Raw genomic sequence first — 22430 nt, 5'->3', positions numbered from 1 at the left:
CGATCAGCCGCGGCCCCGGCGCCCCAGGCGGTCGCCGTCTGCCCGGGGCGCCGCCTGGTCAGCCGCGCTTCCAGAAAGGGCCGCGAGGACGGGGGCCGTCGTCAGGACCGGCGCCGGGCGCCGGGGGAGCGGCGGCGGAGCCGGTGAGCGCGGTGAGGACCTGGACGGCGCGCTCGTGCAGAGCCTGGGCGTCCGCGCCCGGCCGCTCGGCCGCCGCCAGCTCCTCGGCCAGCCGCTCCAGCTCCTCGTTGCCTCCCAGGTAGGCCGCCAGCGCCCGCAACCGGGTGCCCAGGTCGGCCAGGTAGAGCAGATCGGGCGCGGGCATGGCCGCCAGCCGGTCGAGCTCGGCGCGAAGCTGGGGGCGTACCGACTCCAGCCGCCCGCCGGCCGCCCGCCCGCCACGGCCCCAGCCGGGCCGCCCGGCGGCCGGGCCGCCGAAGACACCTCGCCCGGCGGGAGCGACCGGCCTGGGCGAGGGAGCGGCGGGCCCGCCGCCCGGGCCTCCGGCGAAGAAGCCCCGCTGCTCGGCCTGGACGCCCAGCCCGGGCTGCGGCACGCGCATGCCGGACGGGCTCGCCGGCGCGGCGGCCAGCATCACGTTCGCCCCGAACGCGCCCATCCCCGGCGGCTGCGGCATCTCCCAGCCGCTGGGCGGCTCGACGGGCTGGATGACGCGGTGCCGCGGCCCCTCGCCGGCGACCTGCCGGGTGTCCACCGCCACGTACGCGGTGAACCGGCACAGCACGCCGTACTCCAGCGAGGTCCGCACGATGCGCTCCTCCAGGTCGTGCTCGCCCATGGCGTATCGGTCCTCAAGCTCCCGCAGGTGGGCGCGGGCCCACACCGCGCGCAGGGCCGGGTTGTCCACGGTGACGCCGTCCACGCGCTCCTCCCACGGCCCCTGCGAGGTGAGCCCCCGAACGGTCACCGATGAGCCCTCGCGATAGCGCCCGTACGCGCGCAGCGGCACACCCGGGAAGATCGACCCCAGGTGGGTGACGGTGTCCGGCTCGACGTCGAGGTCCTTGAGCGCCAGGTCGGTGACCAGGGGAGCGCCGATCCTGCGGTGGATGTGATCCATGGCCGCGTCGAGCCGGTCCTCCGACTCCACCAGCTCGCAGCGGCCCGCGCCGAGCCCCGCGAGACGGCCGAGGAACCCGGCGTTCACCGCCCTGTCGATGCCCACCGTGTGCACGCGCATGGCCGACAGCGCGCCGCCCGCCTGCTCGAGGATCTGGTCCTCGTTGCCCACCTGGCCGTCGGTGACGAGCACGACGACCCGCTCGCGGCCCTCGGCGCGGCCGTCGAGCAGCGCGATCGCCCGCCGCAGCGGTTCGAGCATCTCGGTGCCGCCCCGGGCGTCCACCCTGGCGAGGTGCTCGACCGCGCGGTAGCGGTTGCGGTCGGACGCCTCGACCAGCCCCTCGAACGCCTCCTCGACCACCGAGTCGAACGTCAGCACCGCGAACCTGTCCTGCGCGGTCAGCGTGTCGACGATGCGGGCGGCGGCCCGGCGGGCGCACACCATCTTCCAGCCGCCCATGCTGCCCGAGCGGTCGAGCAGCAGCACCACGTCGCGCGGCGTGCGGGCGGCCTGCAGCGGCGGCGGCAGCACGGTCAGCGCGAACGTGCCGCGCCCGTCCAGCAGCAGCGCCGTGGACGCGTCGAACGACAGCCGCAGCACGAAGTCGCGATCGAGCCGCTCGCCGGGCCGCAGCCGCACCGTACGCTTGCCGTCCGCGCCGCCCTCCTCCTCGGTCACGTGCAGGGAGGAGGCCAGCTCGCGCAGCTCGAGACCGGCGGCGTCCACCGTGGCGGCCAGCGACAGCCGTACGGGGTTGGGGAAGCCGGGCAGCAGCACCGGCGGGCTGATCCTGGAGGCGTCGGGCACGGCGTCGGTGTCGGGCGCCGTGCCGTCGCCGGCGGCGGGCCCGTCGATCGGGCCGCCGGGGATGTAGCGCGGCGCCACCACCAGCGGGAACCTGAACGTGGCCGCGCCGTCCTCGTACGGCAGCGGCTGGCTCATGCTCAGGCGCACCGAGACGCGCTCGCCCGGCAGGATGTTGCCCACCCTGATCGTGAACACGTCGGGCCGGTCCTCCTCGGCGATCGCGGCCCGCCTGCCCTCGCGCAGCGCCCGGTCGTAGTCCGCCCTGGCCTGGCCGCGCTCCTTGAGCACGCCCTCCACGACCCGGTCGTCGGCCTCCATGCGGAAGCCGGTCACCGCCGCCCTGTCCGGCAGCGGGAAGACGTACGTGGCCTCCAGGGCCACGTCGTACGGGTTCCTGAAGCCCTGCGTGACCTCCACCCCGGCGATCAGCCCGGTGATCGCGGCGTCCACGTCCACGCTCTCCAGCGGCAGATTGCCGCGCTCGGTCCGCAGCGCGCCGAACCCGGCGTCGGGCACCGGCAGGCACCGCGCGGGCTCCAGCGAAGTGATCTTCATGTCAGCTCCCTCTCTTCGAGCACCGCGAGCAGCGGCCCGGCCGCCGCCAGCACCGCATGAACGTCCTCATCGGTCAGCGCCCGGCCCTCGTCGAGCACCAGCCGCACCCCGTCGGCCAGCTTGACCCCCCTCATCACCACGGACCCGGCCTCCCGCCCGCTCACCGGCACCCGCTGCGCGGCCGCGGAGCCCGCGTCCCCGGTCCCGCGGCCGTTTCCACGGGCCAGGGAGGCCGTGCGCCCGGCGCCCCGGCCGGTCCGAGGGGTCGTGTGCCCGGCGTCCCGGCTGCTCCCATCGGCCCGAGGGGCCGTGCCCCCAGCCGCGGGCGTGTGCTGCGCGGCCTGCGAGCCCGCGCGATCCGGTCTTACGGCCGTGGGGTCCTTCGGCTCCGGCCCTCGCCGTCCGGCGGCGGAGTCCGGCCCTTCGGCCGGGCTCCCCGGGCGCTCCGCCCAGAACCGCGCCCGCCCCGTGAGCGGCCGCGCACGCGTGGGCGGCTCTTCGGTGGGGGAGGGGATGTCGAGCGGCCGCGCGCGGGTGGGTGGCCCTCCGGCGGGGGCGTCGAGGGGTCGTGTGCGCGTGGGCGGCTTTCCGGTGGGGGCGGGGATGTCGAGCGGCCGCAGGCGCGTGGGCGGCTCTCCGGGGGAGGCGGGGTCATCGAGGGGCCGTGCGCTCGCGGGCGGCTCTCCGGCGGTGGAGGCGCCGCCGTGGACGGTCCCGGGGTGCGGCAGAGACAGCCCTGAGACCGCCTCAAGGGTGTGATCTTCAGCACCCGCGAGCGCCGCCTGGATCTCGGCGATCGAGTGCCCGGCCGCCTGCATGCGCTTGATCGCCACGAGCTGGAGGAGGTGGCGGCGGCCGTAACGGGCGACTCTGCCGCGCCGCGTCAGCGGCGGATCGACGAGCCCGATCGTCGTATACCACCTGATCAGCCGCTCGCCGGGCACGTCGCGGACCCGGCCGTTGACAGGGGCCGCCGCGCCGTCGCGCAGGGCGCGGGCCGCGTGCTCGGCCAGCTCGCCGATCGTCCAGGTCTCGCTCATACCTCCACAATGACACTGTCATTATTACAGTGTCAATGTTGCGATCCCGGAAGAAGCGGCGGGGGAGATTGGTTGGGAGCAGGTGTAAACACCGACAGGCGGGGAGGAAAGTAGTCATGGCTACCATCACCGGACCTCTCACGGACGACGCCAAGAGCACAGTTGTTGAAGCCCTCCAGGGCGCCCTCGTCGACCTCATCGACCTCACCCTGGTCGCCAAGCAGTTCCACTGGAACCTCATCGGCTCCCACTTCCGTCCCATCCACTTGCAGCTCGACGAGCTGGTGTCCATCGCGAGGGAGCACGCGGACACCGTCGCCGAGCGCGTTGTCGCCCTGGGCGCCAACCCGGACGGCCGCGCCGCCACCATCGCCCGCGACACCAAGCTCCAGCAGCCCGAAGGCGGCTGGCAGGAGGACGGCAAGGTCGTGGCGGCCATCACCGAGATCCTCAGCGGCATCAGCAAGCGCATGTACGAGCGCATCGAGGCCACCGACGAGCCCGACCCGGTCAGCCAGGACCTGCTCATCGCCGTGGCGAAGGAGATCGACAAGCAGCACTGGATGTTCCAGGCGCAGCGCTGACCGTCGGCGCCGGCCTGGCAGGGCAGGCCTGCCGGTGTGGGCCTGTCAGTGCGGGCCCATCAGCGCCGGCCCACCACGGCGCCGCCGGCTCGCGGTGGGCGGGCGCCGTACGACGAAGGAGAGCCCGGGCAGCGGCCCGGGCTTTCGTATGCCCGGAGCCTTCGCATGCCGGAAGGCGATGAGCCGCCGAGGTTTTCCCGCCCGATCGAGGACAGGCGGGAAACGATTCCACCGTCACGTACGGTGACGCCCGCCCGCGACAGCGGCGGGACTCCTCCCGGAATGATGCACGGAGCGTCACGGCCGGGCCGATCACAGGCGGGGTTTGCGGATTGTTTGATTACCCGAGTCCCTGCCATTCATGTCGGTGCGGTCGACTAGCGTGGCACCTAGAGGGAGGCCCCACGATGTCCCACAAGACTCTCCTCCGCACGGGCCCGCTCTTGCCGGGCGGCATCAGCCCGTACGGTCCGCTCGGACTGCCGGGCCCAGACGGCCTGGCGCTGCCCCCCGGGTTCACCGGCCGGGTGGTGGCCCGTAGCGGTGAGAAGGTCGCCGGTCTGACCTGGCACGCCGCCCCCGACGGCGGCGCCTGCTTCCCCGACGGCGACGGCTGGATCTACGTGTCCAACTCCGAGCTGCCCCTGCTCGGCGGCGCGTCGGCGCTGCGGTTCCGCCCCGACGGCAGCATCGGCGACGCCTACCGCATACTCTCCGGCACCGATCTCAACTGCGCGGGCGGCGCCACGCCGTGGAACACGTGGCTGTCGTGCGAGCTCGGCCACCGCGGTCGCGTCTTCGAATGCGACCCGTACGGCGCCCGCGCCGCCCGTCCCCGCCTGGCGATGGGCCGGTTCAAGCACGAGGCCGCCGCCTGCGACCCCGAGCGCGGGGTGATCTACATGACGGAGGACGAGCCCGACGGGTGCTTCTATCGGTTCCGGCCGAGTGACTGGGGCGACCTGACGGAGGGCACGCTCGAGGTGCTGTGCGAGTCGGGCCGCTGGGAGCAGGTGCCCTCGCCGGCCGCCCTGCTCAAGGAGGCCCGCCACCAGGTCGATCACGCCCGCCACTTCGACGGCGGCGACGCCTGCCACTACGCGGGCGGGGTGTGCTACTTCACCACCAAGGGCGACACCGGCCTGTGGGCCTACGACGCGCAGACCTCCACGCTCGACCGGCTCTGCGCGGGCGTGCGCGCCATCACCGCCGCGCCGTCCGGTGACCTCTACGTCGCCAGGGAGCGCCCCGAGATCGACGTGATCGCGCCCGACCGTGCGGTGACGCCCTTCCTGCGGCTGGAGGGCCACGACGGGGCCGAGCTGACGGGGCTCGCGTTCTCGCCCGACGGGCGGCGGCTCTACTTCTCGGCCAGGCGCGGCCGCACCGAGGGCCAGACGTTCGAGGTCACCGGCCCGTTCCGCTCCTGACACCAGCCCGGCGGCCCCGCCGGGCACCGGCCCGCACGCGGAGGCGGCGGGCCGATCGTGCGGACGCGGGGATTGGCGACGGCGCTCGTGCGGGGGCGGCCGCCGGGCGATGCACCGGCCCGCACGCGGAGGCGGCCGCGGCGGGGTCGCTCGTGTGGAGGCGGCCGAGCCGGGTGCCGGTGCCTGCGGCCGGGCGGGCCGGGGCGCCAATGGCACGGGCTGGGGTGCCTGCGGCCGGGCGGGCCGGGCAGCCCATGGTCGCGTGGGTGACGGGGGTTACGCGGAGCCGGTGGCGGGTGTGGACAGGTCGAGGGTCCACATCTCCTCCACCAGCTCGATCCCGTTCTCCGAGCCCTTCTCCGACGACTCCAGCTCGAACCCGGCCGCCCGGTAGATGCGCCGCGCGCTGGTCAGGCAGTCGCGGGTCCACAGCGTGAGGCGCCGGTAGCCCTCGGCGCGGGCGTGCCGTACGCACTCGTCCACCAGCCGCCGCCCGATGCCGAGGCCGCGCGCCCACGGCTCGACCAGCAGCAGGCGCAGCTTGGCGGTCTCGTCGTCCTGCCGCATGCAGAAGATGCACCCGGCCCGCTCGCCGTCCACCTCGGCGATCCAGCCGGTGTCGTGCGCGGGGTCGAAGACGGCCACGATCCCGGCGACGAGCTGCTCGAACGCGGTGCCCCAGCCGTACTCGGCGCTGTAGAGCTCGCCGTGCCGGTAGGCGACCCAGCCGAGGTCGCCGGTGCGCGGCGGCCTGATCACGTATGAGCGCCGCTCCCGCGTCCCGTCGAGCACCTGCCGGATCGTCTCCATGCCCTCGACCAGCCGCGCCTGGTCGTCGTCGGACAGCCTGCCGAGCAGCTGCTCGATCTCCTCGCCTGAGCGCCGGTCGAGCGCGGCGAAGACCTCCGCGCCCTTCGGGGTGAGGCTGACGAGCTGCTTGCGTCCGTCGGACTCGGAGCGTGCGCGCTCGACGAGCCCGTCGTTGCCGAAGCGGGTGAGGATGCGGCTGAGGTAGCCCGCGTCCAGGCCGAGCAGCGCGCGCAGCTCGCCGGTCTCCAGACGGCCGGCCTGGGCCAGCTCGAAGAGCACGCGCACCTCGGTCAGCGAGTACGGCGAGTCGAGCATCCCCGCCTGGAGCGCGCCGATCACCTTCGTATAGAACCGGTTGAAAGCTCTGACCCGAGAGACCCTTGCTTCTGTCAACGAATTCATTGCCTTAGTCAACCATAGGAGGATCCCCGCTGTGAAGCACGTGCGCATAGGCGGATACGGCCCGGGCATCGTCACGATCGGCGATGGCGAGGCACGCGTCCTCGCGCGGGTGGCGGCGCCGTCGTTCCTGGCCGCCCACCCGGCGCTCCCGGTGCTGTACGCCGTGGGCGAGCTCGAACGCGGCTGGCTCACCGCCTTCGAGGTCAGCGGCGAGCCGGCCCCGCTCGACGAACGCCCGAGCGAGGGCCACAGCCCGTGCCACGTCGCGGTGGACCCCACCGGCAGGCTGCTCGCGGCGGCCAACTACGGCGACGGCACCGCCGTCATCTACCACCTCGACGAGCGCGGCGCGTTCTCCGGCGAGCCGATCGTGCTGCGCAACGAGGGCTCGGGCCCGAACGCCGAGCGCCAGGAGCGCCCCCACGCCCACCAGTGCGTCTTCCACGACGGCCTGCTGCACGTCTCCGACCTCGGCACCGACGAGATCCGCCGCTACCGCCTCGACGGCACCCGGCTGGAGTCGATCACACTGACCCCCGGCACCGGCCCGCGCCACTTCGCGTTCGCCGATGGCCGCCTGTACGTCGCGGGCGAGCTCGACGGCACCGTCACCCTCATCGACGGCGAGCGCCGCACCACCGTGCCCGCCTCCCGGCAGGACGGCGCCAACGCCCCCTCGCACCTCCAGGTCGAGGGCGACCTCGTCTACGTCGCCAACCGCGGCCCCAACACGATCACGGTGCTGCGCGCCGATGACCTGTCGCGGGTGGCCGAGGTGCCGACCGGCGGCGACTGGCCGCGCCACTTCGCGATCGACGGCGACGTGATGTACGTGGCCAACCAGTACGCGAACAAGGTCACCCGCTTCCGCCTGCGCGACGGGGTGCCCGAGCCGGACGGCACCTCGTACGAGGTGGACAGTCCCGCCTGCGTGCTGATCATGTAAGGAGTTCACCAAGTCGCCGCCGGTACGGAGGGCGCGCCCCGACCATGGCCTCGTGCGCAAGGTGCCCGTCGTCGCCGCCCTCCTCGTCGTGCTCGTCGTGCTCGCCGCCGGCTGCGGCGAGCCGCCTCCGTCCGCGCCCGTCACCGTCGATCCCCGCATCCCGGCCGAGCTGGACGTGCAGGAGTCCTGGCGGATCACCAGGCTCGGCGCCGACCACGAGATCGAGGGGTACGCCGACCGGGTGAGCGTGCTGCCCGGCGAGCCGCTGCGCCTGCACGTCTCGACGACCGCGCCGCGCTTCACCGCCCGCGCCTTCCGCATGGGCGCCAACCCGGCCAAGGTGTGGGAGTCCGACCCGGTCAAGGGCAGGCGGCAGCCGCCCGCCCACATCGTGGACGGCATGGTCACCGCCGCCCACTGGCCGCCCTCGCTGACCGTGGACACCACGGGCTGGCCCGAGGGGTCGTACCTCATCAGGCTCGACGCCTCCACCGGCGCCCAGCGGTACGTGCCCGTCACCGTGCGCTCGGCCTCCACCGCCGGGCGCGTGGTGCTGGTGAACGCGGTCACCACCTGGCAGGCGTACAACCTGTGGGGCGGGCGCAGCCTCTACAAGGGGCCCGGCGGGTACGCCGACAGGTCGCGCGCGGTCACCTTCGACCGCCCGTACGACGGGGTCGGCGCCCGCCTCTTCCTCGACTTCGAGAAAGACGTCATGGCGGTCGCCGAGAAAAGCGGCGTGCCGCTCGCGTACCTCACGAACCTCGACCTCGTGCCGGGCGCGCTCGACGGCGCCCGCGCGGTGATCTCGCTCGGCCACGACGAGTACTGGACGCCCGGGATGCGCCAGGTCGTCACCCGCGCCAGGGACAGCGGCACCAACCTCGCCTTCCTCGGCGCCAACGCCGTCTACTGGCGCATAGCGGTGCACGGCAGGACCGTCGCCTGCGACAAGGAGCGTCAGTGCCGGCTCTGGCGCGACACCCGCCCGGAGAGCGCGCTGGTGGGGCAGATGTACGACTGCTACCCCGCCGAGGCCGCCTACCGGGTCACCAGGCCGGACCACTGGATCTTCGCCGGGACCAAGGGCCGGGTCTTCCCCGGGCTCGCCGGGGTCGAGACCGACCGGGTCTCGCGCGGCTCGCCCGCCGGGGTGCAGGTGCTCGCCGAGTCGCCGCTGTCGTGCGGCGGGCGGCCCACCGTCGCGCACAGCACGTACTACACGGCGCCGAGCGGGGCCGGCGTGTTCGCCTCCGGCACGATGCGCTGGGTGTGCGGGCTGCGCGGCAGGCGCTGCGGCCACGGCGTCACCGACGCCGCCGCGGCCTTCACCCGCCGCGCCACCATCAACCTCCTCACCCGCTTCGCCCAGGGCCCCGCCGGCCGCACCTGACCCTTCGCCCACGCCGCGAAGGGCGCAGCCTGGAGCTCCGCTTCGGGCCCGCGGCCGGGCCGGGGCTTCGCGGGGCGAAGGCGCAGGCCCGGAGCGGGGCGCGCCTGCGGCGGGTCAGGCGTTGCGGGCGGCCGTGCGGGTCAGCTCGACGGCGGCCCGCCAGCGCGCGTACGCCGCCTCGTCCCGCTCCCCGGGCTCGAAGCGCCGGTCGAGCAGCCACGTCTCGCGCAGCTCCGCCTCCGACCCCCACACGCCCGCTCCGAGCCCGGCCAGGAACGCCGCGCCCAGCGCCGTGGTCTCCTGCACGGCCGGCCGCTCCACGGCGGTGCCGAGCTGGTCGGCCTGGAACTGCATGAGCAGGTCGTTGGTGCTGGCGCCGCCGTCGGCCTTGAGCACGGGCACCGACCCGGCCGTCATCGACTCCACCACGTCGCGCACCTCGAACGCGATGGCCTCCAGCGTCGCCCGCACCAGGTGCGCCCGGGTCGTGCCGCGCGTGATGCCGGTGATCAGCCCGCGCGCGTCCGGCTCCCAGTGCGGCGCGCCGAGGCCGGTCAGCGCGGGCACGAACACCACGCCGCCGCTGTCGGGCACCGTGCGCGCCACCGCCTCCGACTCCGGCGCGGTGCCGATCAGCCCGAGCCCGTCGCGCAGCCACTGCACCGCCGCGCCGGTGACGAAGATCGACCCCTCCACCGCGTACGTGCGCTCACCGGACGGCGTCTGCCAGGCCACCGTGGTCAGCAGCCCGTTCTCCGGTCTGGTGATCTTGTCGCCGATGTTGGCCAGCACGAACGAGCCGGTGCCGTAGGTGCACTTCACATCGCCCACGTCGAAGCAGGTCTGCCCGAACAGCGCCGCCTGCTGGTCGCCGGCCACCCCGCTGATCGGCACGTCGAGCCCGAGGAAGACGGACGGGTCCGTACGGCCGAGCGGCCCGTAGTTGGGCACGATCTCCGGCAGCGCCCGCTCGGGCACGCCGAACAGCTCGCACAGCTCGGGCTCCCAGCCGCCGGAGGCGAGCCCGTACAGCAGGGTGCGGGAGGCGTTGGACGGGTCGGTCACGTGCTGCGCGCCCGCCGTCAGCCTGGCGATGAGGTAGGAGTCCACCGTCCCGACGGCGATGTCGCCGGACTCGACGCCCGCCCACACCTCGGGTTCGTGCTCGGCCAGCCAGGTGAGCTTGGTGGCGGTGAAGTACGGGTCGAGCCGCAGCCCGGTCAGCTCGCTCACCCGCGGCTCGTGACCGGCGTCGCGCAGCCGCACGCACAGCCCGGCGGTGCGGCGGTCCTGCCAGACGATGGCGCGGCGCGGCGCGGCCAGCGTGTGGCGGTCCCAGAGCACGGCGGTCTCGCGCTGGTTGGTGATGCCGACGCAGGACGGCCGCAGCGAGGTGCCGCGCAGCGCGGCGGCGCAGGCCGACAGCGTGGCCTGCCAGATGTCCTCGGGGTTGTGCTCGACCCACCCGGGCTCGGGGAAGTGCTGGGCGAACTCCTCGTACCCCATGCTCGCCGCACTTCCGTCCTCGGCGACGACGAGCGCCGTCACTCCCGTCGTCCCGGCGTCGATGGCCAAAACGCTCACGATATTTCCTCCTCGATCGATGGCGGCTCGAGCGGGCGTCCAGGTTTCCTTCCCCAGCCGCGCGTTTGGTCTAGACCACTGCGTGTGATGCACGGCACAATGCGAGTCTGACACTAGGTCTGGTTCGTGACCCCTATCGGGAGGAACCCGCCATGCGTATTGGAGTGCTCACCGGAGGCGGCGACTGCCCCGGCCTCAACGCCGTCATCAGGGCAGTGGTGCGTAAGGGGGTGAGCGTCTACGGGCACGAGTTCGTCGGCTTCCGTGACGGCTGGCGCGGCCCCCTCGAAGGCGACACGATGCCACTCGACATCCAGGCCGTGCGCGGCATCCTCCCGCGCGGCGGCACGATACTCGGCTCCTCCCGCACCAACCCGATGAAGATCGAGGGCGGTGTCGACCGGATCAAGGAGAACCTCGCGGCGACCGGCGTGGACGCGCTCATCGCCATCGGCGGCGAGGACACCCTCGGCGTCGCCAAGCAGCTCTACGACCGCGGCGTCCACGTCGTGGGCGTGCCCAAGACCATCGACAACGACCTGTCGGGCACCGACTACACCTTCGGCTTCGACACCGCCGTCAACATCGCGACCGAGGCCATCGACCGGCTGCACACCACCGCCGAGTCCCACCACAGGGCGCTCATCTGCGAGGTCATGGGCCGCCACGCCGGCTGGATCGCGCTGCACGCCGGCATGGCGGGCGGCGCCAACGTCATCCTCATCCCGGAGAAGCCGTTCGACATCGACCGGGTCTGCGAGTACGTCGAGTCCCGCTTCCGCACCCGCTACTCGCCGATCATCGTGGTCGCCGAGGGCGCCCACCCGATCGAGGGCCAGATGGCGCTGCAGACCAGCACGCTCGACGCGTTCGGCCACGTCCGGCTCGGCGGCATCGGCGAGGTGCTGGCCAAGGAGATCGAAAAGCGCACCGGCAAGGAGGCCCGCACCACCGTGCTCGGCCACATCCAGCGCGGCGGCACCCCCACGGCCTACGACCGGGTGCTCGCCACCAGGTTCGGCCTGCAGGCGATCGACGCGGTGCACGAGGGCGACTACGGCAAGATGGTCGCGCTGCGCGGCACCGACATCATCCGCGTCGGGCTCGACGAGGCCACCGCCGAGCTCAAGACCGTGCCGGTGGAGCGCTACGCCGAGGCCGAGGTGTTCTTCGGCTGACTGTAAGCGGCCTGCAAGCGCGCGGCCGTACCGTCAGGGGCAGCGGGGATGACCGCTACAACCCCCTCAGGGTACGGCCTGCGCCGCGACACGTCGGCGGCCCACCTGCGCGTCGCAGGCCGTACTCATGACATAGATCACCCGTGGGGCGTGCCGAAGAGACCGGTCTCCGGCGCGCCCTCCGCGTTCGCGCGGTGCAGCCGCTCCCTGAACTCCGCCTCGCCGCGCAGCTCCTTCTCCGACGGCGACAGCACGACGACGAGCAGCAGCCCCGCCGTGATCAGGCTGATGGCGACGAGGAGCGGCAGCAGGAAGTCGATGGCCTGGGCTCCGGGAACGGGTGCCATCGCCGCGTGCGCTTCGACCGTCATCGACGCCATGCCGGTGTAGTGCATGCCGGCCACCGCGACGCCCATGACGAGCGCGGCGGCGCCGATCTTCAGCGCGCCGCTCACCCGCAGCGCGAACCACAGCGCCGCCGTCGCCGCGGCCACCGCGATCAGCACCGACAGCGAGACGATCGCCGGGTCGTAGGAGACGTGGCCCTGCATGTTCATCGCGGCCATGCCCAGGTAGTGCATGCCGGCCACGCCGGCCCCGGTCAGCACGCCACCCGCGAGCAGCCGCCAGATCCGCTCGCCGCCGTACGCGGCGAGGAACAGCCCGGCGCCCACGACGGCGATCGCGAGCAGCGCCGACGCCGCCGTGAGCGGCACGTCGTAGCGGATCACCGAGCCGGGCACGGAGAAGCCGAGCATCGCGATGAAGTGCATCGTCCAGATGCCCGTGCCGCCGATGGCGACGGCTGCCCCGGCCAGCCAGAACTTCGCCTCGCGGCCGCCGGCCAGCCGGGCCCGCGCGGTCAGCAGCAGCCCCAGCATGCAGCCCACGCAGGAGACGGCGTACGCGAGGACGGGCGTCACCGGCCCGTACGAGAAATGATCGATCGGTGACATGCCCCACCCGCTCCCTCGCACCGATGAAGGGAGTATGAGTGGGGCTCAGGTCTTCGCGCAAGCGTCAGGGCGTCACCCGCTCGCCCGGCCACCTGCCGACTGCTCGCCGTCATCTTCGACTGTCCCGGTGCTCACCTGCCCGATCTACTGCGCGCCTGATCTGCTGCGCCCGATTTCCTGGGGCCTGATTCACTGCGCCTGATCTGCTGCGCCTGATCTACTGGGCCTGATCTACTGGGCCTGATCTACTGGGCCTGATCTGCTGCGCCCGATCTGCTGCGCCCGATCTACTGGGCCCGGTCTAGCGCCGCCTGCCGCGCGTCGGCTGCCGCCGGGGAGCGGGCTGCGGCTGGGGAACGGGCTGCGGCTGGGCGGGCTGCATCGGCTGCTGCTGCATCGGCTGCGGCCGGCCGGCGACCGGGGCCGCCAGCGGGGCGGCGGCGCCCGCCGGGTAGGGCGGCTGCGGCTGCGACTGCTGCTGCTCGGAGTTGCGGCGGCGCTCCTCCAGCTTGGCGAGCAGCTCGGCGTCCTCGCTCAGCTCCTCCTCGGAGGGGGACAGGATGACCATGAGCAGCATGGTCAGCGTGATCAGGCTGATCACGGTCATGAGCGGGACGAGGAAGTCCAGCGCGTCGGCGCCGAGCACCTCGCCGGGCTGCGGGTCCACCGTCACGTGCATCGCGTACATGCCGGTGTAGTGCATGCCGGCCACCGCGACGCCCATGACGAGAGCGGCGCCGGTGATCCAGATGGGCTTCTTGACCCGGGTGGTGAACCAGAGCGCGACGGTGGCCGCCACGACCGCGATGACGACGGAGAGACCGACGAGCAGGCGGTCGTAGGAGACGCGGGCCGACATGTTCATCGCGTACATGCCGAGGTAGTGCATGGAGGCCACGCCGAGGCCGGTGAGCAGGCCACCGCCCAGCAGCGCGGGCAGCCGGCCGGCGCCGTACGAGACGAGGAACAGGCCGGTGCCGACGACCACGATCGCCACCAGGGCCGAGGCCGCGGTGAGCCAGACGTCGTACTTGATCTGGGTGCCCTGCACCTGGAAGCCCATCATGGCGATGAAGTGCATGACCCAGATACCCGTGCCGCCGATGGAGACGGCCGCGCCGAGCAGCCAGCGCACGCGTGCTCCGCCGCTCGAAGCGTGCGCCTGGGCGGTCAGCCGCAGCCCAAGCATCGAGCCGATGCAGGACATGACGTACGCGAGCAGCGGCGTGAGCAGTCCGTAAGTGAAATGATCGACAGCGGAGGTCATCTATCGGTCCTTGCGAATTAGGGGTCCCCGGATTTTGCCATCCCGGATGTCCTATTCGCATGGATATTGCAACTATCTGTCAACTCGGCCAGTCGGCAACATGAGAAGTACTCACAGTTGGTGATCTTCGCAGGCGAACGAGCCGGAGCCCGGCGCGGACTAAACTCAAGACGTCGCGACGTTGCCATCAACGGCCGCGTTTCCCCATCTTCCCGGAGGTTCCACCATGACGATGTCCGCCCTGGGCGAGCCGTGCGTTCTGCTCAAGCTGGGCGAGATCGTCCTCAAGGGCAAGAACCGCGAGCTGTTCGAACGCCGTCTGATCGGCAACATCCGTGACGCGCTCAAGAGCGTCGGCGTCCAGGTGGACGTGCGCAGGCGGCACGGCGTCATCGCGATCTTCCTGCCCAAGGGCGCCACCGCCGAGCAGGCCGACAGCGTCGCGCAGCGCGTCGCCGACGTGCCCGGCCTGGTCTGGATCCACCGCGCCTGGCGCGTCGCCAAAGACCCCGACACGGTGCTCAAGGCCGGTCTCGAGCTGGCCGGCGAGAGCGAGGCCGCAAGGCGCGGCGGCACCTTCGCCGTACGCTCCCGCCGCCGCGACAAGCGCTTCCCGCTCAGCTCCAACGAGCTCGACCGGCTGGTGGGCGGCGCCATCAACGACGAGTACAAGCTGCCCGTCGACCTCGGCAACCCCGACCTGACGATCTTCATCGAGGTCGACAGGGACGAGGTGTTCGTCTTCACCGACGGCATCCCCGGCCAGGGCGGCCTGCCGGTCGGCAGCAGCGGGCGGGCACTCGTGCTCATGTCGGGCGGCATCGACTCGCCGGTGGCCGCCTACCGGATGATGCGGCGCGGGCTGCACGTCGACTTCCTGCACTTCTCCGGCATCCCGTTCACCACCTCCGAGTCGATCTACAAGGCGTACGCGCTGGTCAAGAAGCTCGACAGGTTCCAGGGGAAGTCGCGGCTGTGGGTGGTGCCGTTCGGCAAGGCCCAGCAGTCGATCCGCAACTCCGGCCAGGACCGCCTGGCGGTGATCGCCCAGCGGCGGCTCATGCTCAAGACCGCCGAAGAGGTCGCCCACCGCATCCACGCATCGGCGCTGATCACCGGCGACGCGCTCGGCCAGGTGTCCTCCCAGACGCTGGCCAACATCACCGCCCAGGACAACGCCGTCGACCTGCCGATCCTGCGGCCCCTGGTCGGGTGGGACAAGACGGAGATCATGGCCGAGGCGCGGCGCATCGGCACGCTGGAGATCTCCGAGCTGCCCGACGAGGACTGCTGCTCGCTGCTCGCTCCCCGGCGGGCCGAGACCCGGGCCAAGATCGAGGACCTCAAGCAGATCGAAAAGCGGCTCGACGCCGAGGAGCTGTGCGTCCAGCTCGCCGACTCCATCCAGGAGTACACGATCTGAGCGGGGCCGCTTGCAGGCCGCCGCTGACGGCCTGAAGCCGCTTGCGGCGGCCCGGGGAGCTGACCCCGGCCGCCGGAACGCCCGGGGTCAGGCGTCGCACGGCGGCCGGGCCGTCTGAGACGCCCGGGGGAGGGGTCCCGGGCGTCGCGCGTCAGGCCGTGGCGCGGGCCGCGGCCGCGGCGGGAGTCTTGCCGAGCAGCGGCGGGAAGTCCGTCATGATCTGAGCCAGCGCTCCCAGGTCCGCCTCCATGAGCGCCTGCGGGCCGTCCACGAGCGCCTGCTCGGGCCGCGGATGCACATCGATGATCACCCCGTCGGCGCCCGCCGCGACCGCCGCCCTGGTCAGCGGCAGCACCAGGTCGCGGTGCCCGCCCGAGTGCGAGGGGTCCACGACGACCGGCAGGTGCGACAGGCGCTGCGCCACCGGCACCGCCGAGACGTCCAGCGTGTTACGGGTGGCCGTCTCGAACGTCCGCACGCCCCGCTCGCACAGCACGATGTCGAGGTTGCCGCGCTGGGCGATGTACTCGGCGGCCATCAGCCACTCCTCGATGGTGGCGCTCATGCCGCGCTTGAGCATCACCGGCCGCCCGGCCGCGCCGACGGCCTGCAGCAGCGCGAAGTTCTGCATGTTGCGGGTGCCGATCTGCAGCATGTCGGCGTACGAGGCCACCAGCTCGACGTCGCGGACGTCCAGCACCTCCGTCACGATCGGCAGGCCCGTCTCCTCGCGCACGTCGGCCAGGATGCGCAGCCCCTGCTCGCCGAGGCCCTGGAAGGCGTACGGGGAGGTGCGCGGCTTGAACGCGCCGCCGCGCAGCAGCACGGCGCCGGCGGCCTGCGCCATCCTGGCCGCCGCCAGCGTCTGCTCGTGAGTCTCCACCGCGCACGGCCCCGCGATCAGCGTCACGGTGCCGGGGCCGATGGGCACGCCGCCCACGTGCACGGTGGAGCGTTCCGGATGGTTCTCCCTGCTGACCAGCTTGTACGGCGTCGAGACCCGCATGACGTCGCGCACCCCGCCCATGCCCCGCAGGGCGGCGGCGTCGAGCTGCGTCACGTCGCCGACCAGGCCGACGATCGTCCGGCTCACACCCTTGCTGACGAACGCCTCGACCCCGGCCGCCTCGACGACCGACACGATCGCGGAAAGATCGTCCGCGGTGGCCTCCGGGCCCATCACGATCACCATGTGCTGCTTCTCCTTGTCCGGAAAACGCGAAAGGCCCCGGGTCCTGTGGAGGACCCGGGGCCTTTCGTTCGCCTGTGTGCTAGCGCAGCGTCACATGGCGAGCGGACTCGGGTCCGTCGCCATACCAAAACAGGAACGCTGCGTGCATGGTCCCCAACGATAGCGCACGCGCACCCGCTGCCGAGCCACTCGGCGTGCGATGGCAGGATGGCGTGAGACGCGAGACGGTGAAGGGAGTGTTCGTGGAGGAGTCGCGCCTGCCCCCAGGCCAGTACGTCCCACGCGGCAGGCCCGTGATCCACTACGGTCGCGTGCCCACGTTCAAGCCTGAGACCTGGGACTTCCGCGTCTTCGGTGCGACCGCGTCCGGCGAGGAGCACGCGCTGCGCTGGCCCGAGTTCGAGCGGCTGCCGCGCATCACACGGGTCGAGGACTTCCACTGCGTCACCAAGTTCTCGCTCATGGCCAACGAATGGCGCGGCGTCACCCCGGCCACGATCATGGACATCGCGCCGCCCGACCCCGGGGTGCGCCACGTGATGATCTGGGCGGAGTACGGCTACAGCGCCAACCTGCGCATGTCCGACTTCACCGCGCCCGGCACGCTGTTCGCCCTGGAGCTCGACGAGAAGCCGCTCAGCCCCGAGCGCGGCTACCCGGTGCGCATCGTGGTGCCCCACCTGTACGCCTGGAAGAGCGTCAAGTGGGTGCGCGGCATCGAATACCTGCTGGAGGACCGGCGCGGCTTCTGGGAGGAGCGCGGCTACCACAACATCGCCGACCCCTGGCGCGAGCAGCGCTACTCCTATCAGGAGGAACCCGGCGAAGGACCGGACTGATCTCACCGTCCGTTCCCGCCCGCGCACGAAGCGTTTGCGGCTACGGTGTGCCGCATGCGGATCATCGCGTCCGAGGCGCTGTCCTGCGCTCCCGTCCTGCTGGGGGTCCTCCTGCCGGGCGCCTTCGCGCTGGGGTGCGCGCTCGCCAGGGCCGCCTGCCGCCGCCAGGCGCCGCCCCGCAGGGCGGACGACGCCACGTTCGCCACGCTCCACATCGCCGCCATGGCCGCGCCCGCCCTGCGCGCGGGCCTCGACCGCGACTCCGCCCGCAAGGCCGTACGCCACCTGCGCACGCTGCTCGGCACCCGGGCCGTCGCGCTCACCTCGGCGGATGCGGTGCTCGCCGCCGACGGTCCCGGCGCAGGCGGCGTGCTCGGCCACGCCCGGGCCGCCCTGGCCGCCGGGCGGGCGCAGGTCTTCCCCGACGAACCGTACGGGGCGGTCGTGGTCCCGCTGACCGTGGACGGCACCGTCGTCGGGACGCTGGCCGCCCTCGACGACGAGGTGAGCGCGGCGCTCGTGCGCACCGTCACCGAGGTCGCCCGCTGGGTGTCAGGCCAGCTCGAGCTCGCCGAGCTCGACGCCTCGCGCCGACGCGCCATGGAGGCCGAGATGCGCGCCCTGCGCGCCGAGATCTCCCCGCACTTCGTCTACAACGCGCTCACCACGATCGCCTCGTTCGTCCGCACGAACCCCAGGCGGGCCCGCGAGCTGCTGCTCGACTTCGCCGACTTCTCCCGTTACGCGCTGCGCCGCGCCCACGACTTCACCACTCTCGCCGACGAGCTGACCTGCGTCGACCGCTACCTGCTGCTCGAACGCGCCCGCTTCGGCGACAAGCTGCGCTTCAGCATGCAGGTCGCGCCCGAGGTGCTGCCGGTGCCGGTGCCGTTCCTGTGCCTGCAGCCCCTGGTCGAGAACGCCATCAAGCACGGCATGCGCGGCCGCGGCGGGTCCGGCGAGGTACGGGTCGTGGTGCGCGACGCCGGGCCCGAGGCGCACATCACGGTCGAGGACGACGGCGCCGGCATGGACCCCGAGGCCGCCCGCCGCCTGCTCGACGAGGACCCCGCCCGCGAGGGCGGCGGCATCGGCCTGGCCAACGTGGACCTGCGCATGCGCCAGATCTACGGCGACGGCTACGGCCTCGTCGTGGAGACCGCGCTCGGCGCGGGCACGAAGGTGCGGCTGCGCGTGCCCAAAACCCGGCATCACCTCTCCGTGGTCGAATGATTACGCTATGCTGACATATCCCTGGTGACCTCTGCTTTCATACGACAGCGTGGTGGACATGCTGAGAGTGCTGGCCGTCGATGACGAAGTGCCTGCTCTGGAGGAGCTCGCCTACCTGTTGCGCCAGGACGACCGCATCGAGCACGTCACGACCGCGGCCGACGGCGTCACGGCCCTGCAGGACATGGTGCAGATGATCGGCGGCGGCGAGCGGCTCGACGGCGTGTTCCTGGACATCCGCATGCCCGGCCTCGACGGGCTCGACCTCGCCCGGCTGGTCGGCGGGTTCCCCAGCCCGCCGCGGCTGGTCTTCGTCACGGCCCACGAGGAGTGCGCGGTGCAGGCGTTCGAGCTGGAGGCGGTCGACTACCTGCTCAAACCCGTCAGGGCCGAGCGCCTGTCCGAGGCCGTGCGCAGGCTGGAGGCGGCCACCTGCCCCGCGCCCGAGCCGGGCCAGGACGACGTCATCCCCGTCGAGCTGGGCGGGCGCACCCGGTTCGTGCCGCAGCAGGCCGTCTGGTTCGCCGAGGCCAAGGGCGACTACGTACGCCTGCACACCGCCGACGGCAGCTACCTCGTCCGCATGTCGCTCGCCGCCCTGGAGCGGCGCTGGGCCGGCGCCGGGTTCATCCGCATCCACCGCAGCACGCTCGTCTCCGGGCGGCACGTCAGCGAGCTGCGCTTCGAAGGCGGCCGCGTCACGCTCACCGTCGGCACCGAGACCCTCCAGGTCAGCCGCCGCCACAGCCGCCAGGTCCGCGACCAGCTCGTCCGCCAGCACCGCGGCGTGATCCCGTGAGGAGCGGGACGCGGTGAGGCCGGGGCGATGGCCGGGGCGATGCGGCGCCGTTTGGCCCGGTCACGTGAGGGGCGCCGTGAGGAGTGTGACGCGGTGAGGCCGGGGCGATGCGGCGCCGTTTGGCCCGGTCGCGCAAGGGACGCCGTGAGGGGCGTGGCCCGGTGAGCGCGCGGCGGCGCGTCGTCGTACGGCGCGCCGCGCTCCGGCGCTCCCGGCGCACGCCCGGACTCGCCGGCCCTGCCGGCCCCGCCGGCTACGGTCTGACCGGTCACGCCGAGCACGGTGTGGCCGGTTCCGCTCGGTACGGTCCGGACGGGCACGATTTGCCGGCCGTGCCCGCGATCATGAGCCTGCAGCTGCGCCAGGCGCTGCGCACCGTGGGCGCGGTCGCCGCCCTCCTCGTCGGCATCCCCGTGCTGGCCGCCTGGCTGCCCGAGCCGGGCGCCTGGGTGGCGATGTCGGTGGCCGTGCACCTCGCCTGGGTCGGGCTGGCCGTACGCCAGCTCAGACGCGCTGAGCGGCTGGAGCGATGACCGTCGCGGTACTGACCGGGATCGCGTTCGTGTCGGTCCTGGGCGTGATGGCGGGCGCCGCGAGACCCCGGCGCTCGGTCGGCCTGTCCGACTTCCACGTGGCCGCGAGGACGGTGCCGCCCTGGTGGAACGGCGCCGCCATCACCTCCGAGTTCACCTCCGCCGCCGCCTGCCTCGGCACGGCGGGCCTCATCGCCACCCACGGCTCGCCGATGCTCTGGTACCCGGCGGGCGCGGCGGCCGGGTTCGTCGTCGTGCTGGCGCTGGTGGTCGCGCCGCTGCGGCGGTCGGGGACGTACACGCTGCCCGACTTCGCCGGCTGGCGGCTGCGCTCGGCCCGGCTGCGCCGCCTCACCACCGTCTTCGTGCTGCTCGTCGGGCTCGCGTTCCTGGTCGCGCAGTTCCACGCCGCCGGGGTGGTGGTGCGGCTGCTCACCGGGCTGCCGCCGTGGCTGGGCTGGGCGGCCGTCGCCGGAGCGGCGCTCGCCGTGGCGTACGGCGGCGGGGCGGGCAGCCTCACCAGCGTGCAGGCGTGGCAGTTCTGGCTGAAGCTGGTCGTCTTCCTCGGCGTCGGCCTGGTCTGCTGGTGGGCGGTCGGCTCGTGGCCGGTGCCGTGGCCGGAGGGCGCCTACCGCGCCGGCGGGGCCGGGCTCGCGGGGGCGGGAGATCCGTCGCTGCCCGGCGTCCTCGCCGTGCTGCTGGCCTGCGCGCTCGGCACGATGGGGCTGCCCCACGTCATCGTGCGGGTCTACACCAGCAAGGACGGCGCGGGCGCCCGCCGCTCGATCGTCGCCACCCAGGCCATGCTGGCCGCCTTCTGCGTGGTGCCGCCCCTGTACGGCGTGCTCGGCCACGTCCACGCCCGCGACGCCGCGGCCGACGAGATCGTGCTCCTGCTGCCCGCCAGGATGGTGCCTGGGGCCGCCGGCGAACTGCTCACCGGGCTGCTGGCGACCGGGGCGTTCGCGGCCTTCCTGGCGACCACCGGCGGGGTGCTGGTGGCCGTGGGCGGGGCGGTGGCGGCGTGCGTGCCCGGCGCGGGGGCGCGTGCCTTCCGCACGGCCGTACCGGCGGTCCTGGCGGCCGCGCTCGTTCTCACCGCCGTCTCCATGCCGGGCGTGTCGGTCGCGCTCGTGCTGCTCGGGCTCAGCCTCTCGGCGGCCACGCTCTGCCCGATGCTGGTGCTCGGCATCTGGTGGCGGAGGCTGACCGACGCGGGCGTCGCGGCCGGGTTCGTGCTCGGCGGGGGCGTGACGGGGGCGTTCGTACTGGGGGAACAGGCGGGTGTGAATACGGGGGTGCTGACATCCTCTCCCGCGCCCGTCGCGGTGCCCGCCGCGTTCGCCGCCATGGTCGTGATATCCCTGGTCACGCCCGGTCGGCTGCCGCAGGGGGTCGGTCTCATGATGGCCAGGATGCATCTCCCCGAGCGCATCGCGCGCCCCCCTGCCTACCGTTCGTCGCGCCAGGACGACCGCTCGTCGTGAGACCACTCTCCGTATGGCGATGACTACAGACCGCTCAACGAGCTGCCCGTGAAGAGGGTTTCGCCCGCAAGATCGCAACCGTAGTGTTTCGGCATCGGAAGCCATCCCGGCGCATCGGGAGGGACGAGCCGGGGGGCTCACGACAGGCTCGATGCGCCGGCTTCACCGGCGACGCGCAGGTCGCCGCGGCGGCCGGGCCCTTGACCGGGGGGTAGGGCCCGCCACGCCGGATCCGTGAAGGGGCGCCCGCGAGGCCGCGCACCAGGGCCCCGCGATCCGGCACGCGGGGGCGGCCGCATCGCGCAAGCGGGCGCCCCTTTCACGACCCCTCCCGCCCATGCCCACAGCACCGCGTTCCCCGCCTCACGAGCCCCGCCGCCTCCACCGAGAGAACGGCACCTTCCCACGGCCTGTGGCTCCCACGGCCTGCGGCTCGCACCGCCTGCGGGCCCTACCGTCTGCGGCTTGCACCGCTTGCGGCTCGCACCGCCTGTGGCTCGTACCGCCTGCGGGTCCTACCGTCTGCAGGTGCCATCGCTTGCAGATGCCGCCGTCTGCGGGTTTCACCGTCTCCGACGGGGGTGCCTTTGCCGCTCGCCCTTTACCCACGCGCGATCGCGCGGGACAGCCCAGGACAGGCAGGGTGCCGGCTGCGCGCCACGGTTCGCGCTCCTGCCGGGGGACGGTTCGTGCTCTCCGCTGGGAGATGGTTTGGGCTCTCCGCTGGGAGACGGTCCGGTACCTCGCCGCTCGGTGGGCGGGTGCGCCACTGAGCGGTCGCAGCGTGGGCGAGAGACGGCGGACGAGGACACACGACGGCGGTGGGCTGGGCGCTCCGGCCGCACCGGCGGCCGACCGAAGGGCGCCTTGCCTGCGACCGGCTGACGG

At 73.1% G+C, this 22430-nt stretch carries 18 protein-coding genes; 11 read left to right on the top strand and 7 right to left on the bottom strand.

What is annotated here, in order from left to right:
* Positions 1 to 58 precede the first annotated feature (58 nt).
* Both ACGFIM_RS09530 and ACGFIM_RS09525 read right to left on the bottom strand, forming a co-directional pair.
* Complete coding sequence (locus tag ACGFIM_RS09530) at positions 59 to 2446, bottom strand: VIT domain-containing protein (protein ID WP_393197260.1); 2388 nt, start codon at positions 2444 to 2446, stop codon at positions 59 to 61.
* On the bottom strand, positions 2443 to 3486 hold the full coding sequence (locus ACGFIM_RS09525; protein WP_393197257.1) for a MerR family transcriptional regulator: 1044 nt from the start codon (positions 3484 to 3486) through the stop codon (positions 2443 to 2445). Before ACGFIM_RS09525 ends, ACGFIM_RS09530 begins: the two co-directional genes overlap by 4 nt.
* A gap of 116 nt (positions 3487 to 3602) precedes the next feature.
* On the opposite strand from ACGFIM_RS09525, the gene ACGFIM_RS09520 reads away from it, so the two are divergent.
* Both ACGFIM_RS09520 and ACGFIM_RS09515 read left to right on the top strand, forming a co-directional pair.
* Positions 3603 to 4070 carry a Dps family protein gene (locus tag ACGFIM_RS09520; RefSeq protein WP_393197254.1) on the top strand — a complete coding sequence of 156 codons (468 nt, stop codon included), beginning with the start codon at positions 3603 to 3605 and terminating at the stop codon, positions 4068 to 4070.
* 407 nt (positions 4071 to 4477) lie between these two features.
* Positions 4478 to 5500, top strand: a complete 1023-nt coding sequence (locus ACGFIM_RS09515; protein ID WP_393197251.1) for an alkaline phosphatase PhoX — start codon at positions 4478 to 4480, stop codon at positions 5498 to 5500.
* Positions 5501 to 5776: 276 nt separating this feature from the next.
* Here the strand turns inward: ACGFIM_RS09515 and ACGFIM_RS09510 are convergent, their stop codons facing one another.
* Positions 5777 to 6649, bottom strand: coding sequence for a GNAT family N-acetyltransferase (locus ACGFIM_RS09510; protein WP_393197248.1), 873 nt, complete (start codon positions 6647 to 6649; stop codon positions 5777 to 5779).
* 94 nt (positions 6650 to 6743) lie between these two features.
* Between ACGFIM_RS09510 and ACGFIM_RS09505 the strand changes: the two genes are divergently transcribed.
* A complete protein-coding gene (locus ACGFIM_RS09505; RefSeq protein WP_393197245.1) occupies positions 6744 to 7658 on the top strand; it encodes a lactonase family protein in 915 nt (304 codons plus the stop codon).
* Between the two features lie 52 nt (positions 7659 to 7710).
* Complete coding sequence (locus ACGFIM_RS09500; RefSeq protein ID WP_393197242.1) at positions 7711 to 9051, top strand: N,N-dimethylformamidase beta subunit family domain-containing protein; 1341 nt, start codon at positions 7711 to 7713, stop codon at positions 9049 to 9051.
* Positions 9052 to 9165: 114 nt separating this feature from the next.
* Here ACGFIM_RS09500 and glpK read toward each other — a convergent pair whose 3' ends face one another.
* Positions 9166 to 10635: a glycerol kinase GlpK gene (gene glpK / locus ACGFIM_RS09495; protein ID WP_393197239.1), complete on the bottom strand. Its 1470-nt coding sequence runs from the start codon at positions 10633 to 10635 to the stop codon at positions 9166 to 9168.
* Between the two features lie 152 nt (positions 10636 to 10787).
* On the opposite strand from glpK, the gene ACGFIM_RS09490 reads away from it, so the two are divergent.
* Positions 10788 to 11813, top strand: coding sequence for a 6-phosphofructokinase (locus ACGFIM_RS09490; RefSeq protein ID WP_393197236.1), 1026 nt, complete (start codon positions 10788 to 10790; stop codon positions 11811 to 11813).
* A gap of 137 nt (positions 11814 to 11950) precedes the next feature.
* On the opposite strand, the gene ACGFIM_RS09485 is transcribed toward ACGFIM_RS09490, so the two are convergent.
* Together ACGFIM_RS09485 and ACGFIM_RS09480 are read right to left on the bottom strand one after the other, a co-directional pair.
* Entirely contained in the window at positions 11951 to 12769 is an 819-nt protein-coding gene (locus ACGFIM_RS09485; protein ID WP_393197233.1) for an MHYT domain-containing protein, read from the bottom strand.
* Between the two features lie 301 nt (positions 12770 to 13070).
* The gene (locus ACGFIM_RS09480; protein WP_393197230.1) at positions 13071 to 14036 is read right to left on the bottom strand and encodes an MHYT domain-containing protein; all 966 of its coding nucleotides are present in this window, start codon (positions 14034 to 14036) and stop codon (positions 13071 to 13073) included.
* Between the two features lie 226 nt (positions 14037 to 14262).
* Here ACGFIM_RS09480 and thiI point away from each other — a divergent pair, with 226 nt between their 5' ends.
* Positions 14263 to 15459, top strand: a complete 1197-nt coding sequence (gene thiI / locus ACGFIM_RS09475; protein ID WP_393197227.1) for a tRNA uracil 4-sulfurtransferase ThiI — start codon at positions 14263 to 14265, stop codon at positions 15457 to 15459.
* A 151-nt stretch (positions 15460 to 15610) separates the two neighbouring features.
* On the opposite strand, the gene aroF is transcribed toward thiI, so the two are convergent.
* A complete protein-coding gene (gene aroF / locus ACGFIM_RS09470; RefSeq protein ID WP_393197224.1) occupies positions 15611 to 16651 on the bottom strand; it encodes a 3-deoxy-7-phosphoheptulonate synthase in 1041 nt (346 codons plus the stop codon).
* Between the two features lie 242 nt (positions 16652 to 16893).
* Here aroF and ACGFIM_RS09465 point away from each other — a divergent pair, with 242 nt between their 5' ends.
* The 5 genes from ACGFIM_RS09465 (at position 16894) to ACGFIM_RS09445 (ending at position 21542) form a co-directional block, all read left to right on the top strand.
* A complete protein-coding gene (locus tag ACGFIM_RS09465; protein WP_364057518.1) occupies positions 16894 to 17490 on the top strand; it encodes a molybdopterin-dependent oxidoreductase in 597 nt (198 codons plus the stop codon).
* A 54-nt stretch (positions 17491 to 17544) separates the two neighbouring features.
* Positions 17545 to 18723 (top strand): sensor histidine kinase, encoded by a 1179-nt coding sequence (locus tag ACGFIM_RS09460; RefSeq protein WP_393197221.1) that lies wholly within the window; start codon positions 17545 to 17547, stop codon positions 18721 to 18723.
* Positions 18724 to 18781: 58 nt separating this feature from the next.
* Positions 18782 to 19522: a LytR/AlgR family response regulator transcription factor gene (locus ACGFIM_RS09455; RefSeq protein WP_393197218.1), complete on the top strand. Its 741-nt coding sequence runs from the start codon at positions 18782 to 18784 to the stop codon at positions 19520 to 19522.
* A 332-nt stretch (positions 19523 to 19854) separates the two neighbouring features.
* Positions 19855 to 20055 carry a hypothetical protein gene (locus ACGFIM_RS09450; RefSeq protein ID WP_393197216.1) on the top strand — a complete coding sequence of 67 codons (201 nt, stop codon included), beginning with the start codon at positions 19855 to 19857 and terminating at the stop codon, positions 20053 to 20055.
* Positions 20052 to 21542, top strand: coding sequence for a cation acetate symporter (locus tag ACGFIM_RS09445; RefSeq protein ID WP_393197213.1), 1491 nt, complete (start codon positions 20052 to 20054; stop codon positions 21540 to 21542). The genes ACGFIM_RS09450 and ACGFIM_RS09445 overlap by 4 nt, the downstream gene beginning before the upstream one ends.
* Positions 21543 to 22430: the final 888 nt, after the last annotated feature.

The sequence above is a fragment of the Nonomuraea sp. NPDC049309 genome (assembly GCF_043196965.1).
Lineage (GTDB): Bacteria > Actinomycetota > Actinomycetes > Streptosporangiales > Streptosporangiaceae > Nonomuraea > Nonomuraea fastidiosa.
This window is presented reverse-complemented; position numbering and strand designations above follow the sequence as displayed.

Coding starts and splice junctions, on each gene's coding strand:
- ACGFIM_RS09480 (WP_393197230.1), bottom strand. CDS start 14,036: ATGACCTCCGCTGTCGATCATTTCACTTACGGACTGCTCACGCCGCTG.
- ACGFIM_RS09460 (WP_393197221.1), top strand. CDS start 17,545: ATGCGGATCATCGCGTCCGAGGCGCTGTCCTGCGCTCCCGTCCTGCTG.
- ACGFIM_RS09525 (WP_393197257.1), bottom strand. CDS start 3,486: ATGAGCGAGACCTGGACGATCGGCGAGCTGGCCGAGCACGCGGCCCGC.
- ACGFIM_RS09520 (WP_393197254.1), top strand. CDS start 3,603: ATGGCTACCATCACCGGACCTCTCACGGACGACGCCAAGAGCACAGTT.
- ACGFIM_RS09455 (WP_393197218.1), top strand. CDS start 18,782: ATGCTGAGAGTGCTGGCCGTCGATGACGAAGTGCCTGCTCTGGAGGAG.
- aroF (WP_393197224.1), bottom strand. CDS start 16,651: ATGGTGATCGTGATGGGCCCGGAGGCCACCGCGGACGATCTTTCCGCG.
- ACGFIM_RS09530 (WP_393197260.1), bottom strand. CDS start 2,446: ATGAAGATCACTTCGCTGGAGCCCGCGCGGTGCCTGCCGGTGCCCGAC.
- ACGFIM_RS09445 (WP_393197213.1), top strand. CDS start 20,052: ATGACCGTCGCGGTACTGACCGGGATCGCGTTCGTGTCGGTCCTGGGC.
- ACGFIM_RS09485 (WP_393197233.1), bottom strand. CDS start 12,769: ATGTCACCGATCGATCATTTCTCGTACGGGCCGGTGACGCCCGTCCTC.
- thiI (WP_393197227.1), top strand. CDS start 14,263: ATGACGATGTCCGCCCTGGGCGAGCCGTGCGTTCTGCTCAAGCTGGGC.
- ACGFIM_RS09515 (WP_393197251.1), top strand. CDS start 4,478: ATGTCCCACAAGACTCTCCTCCGCACGGGCCCGCTCTTGCCGGGCGGC.
- ACGFIM_RS09490 (WP_393197236.1), top strand. CDS start 10,788: ATGCGTATTGGAGTGCTCACCGGAGGCGGCGACTGCCCCGGCCTCAAC.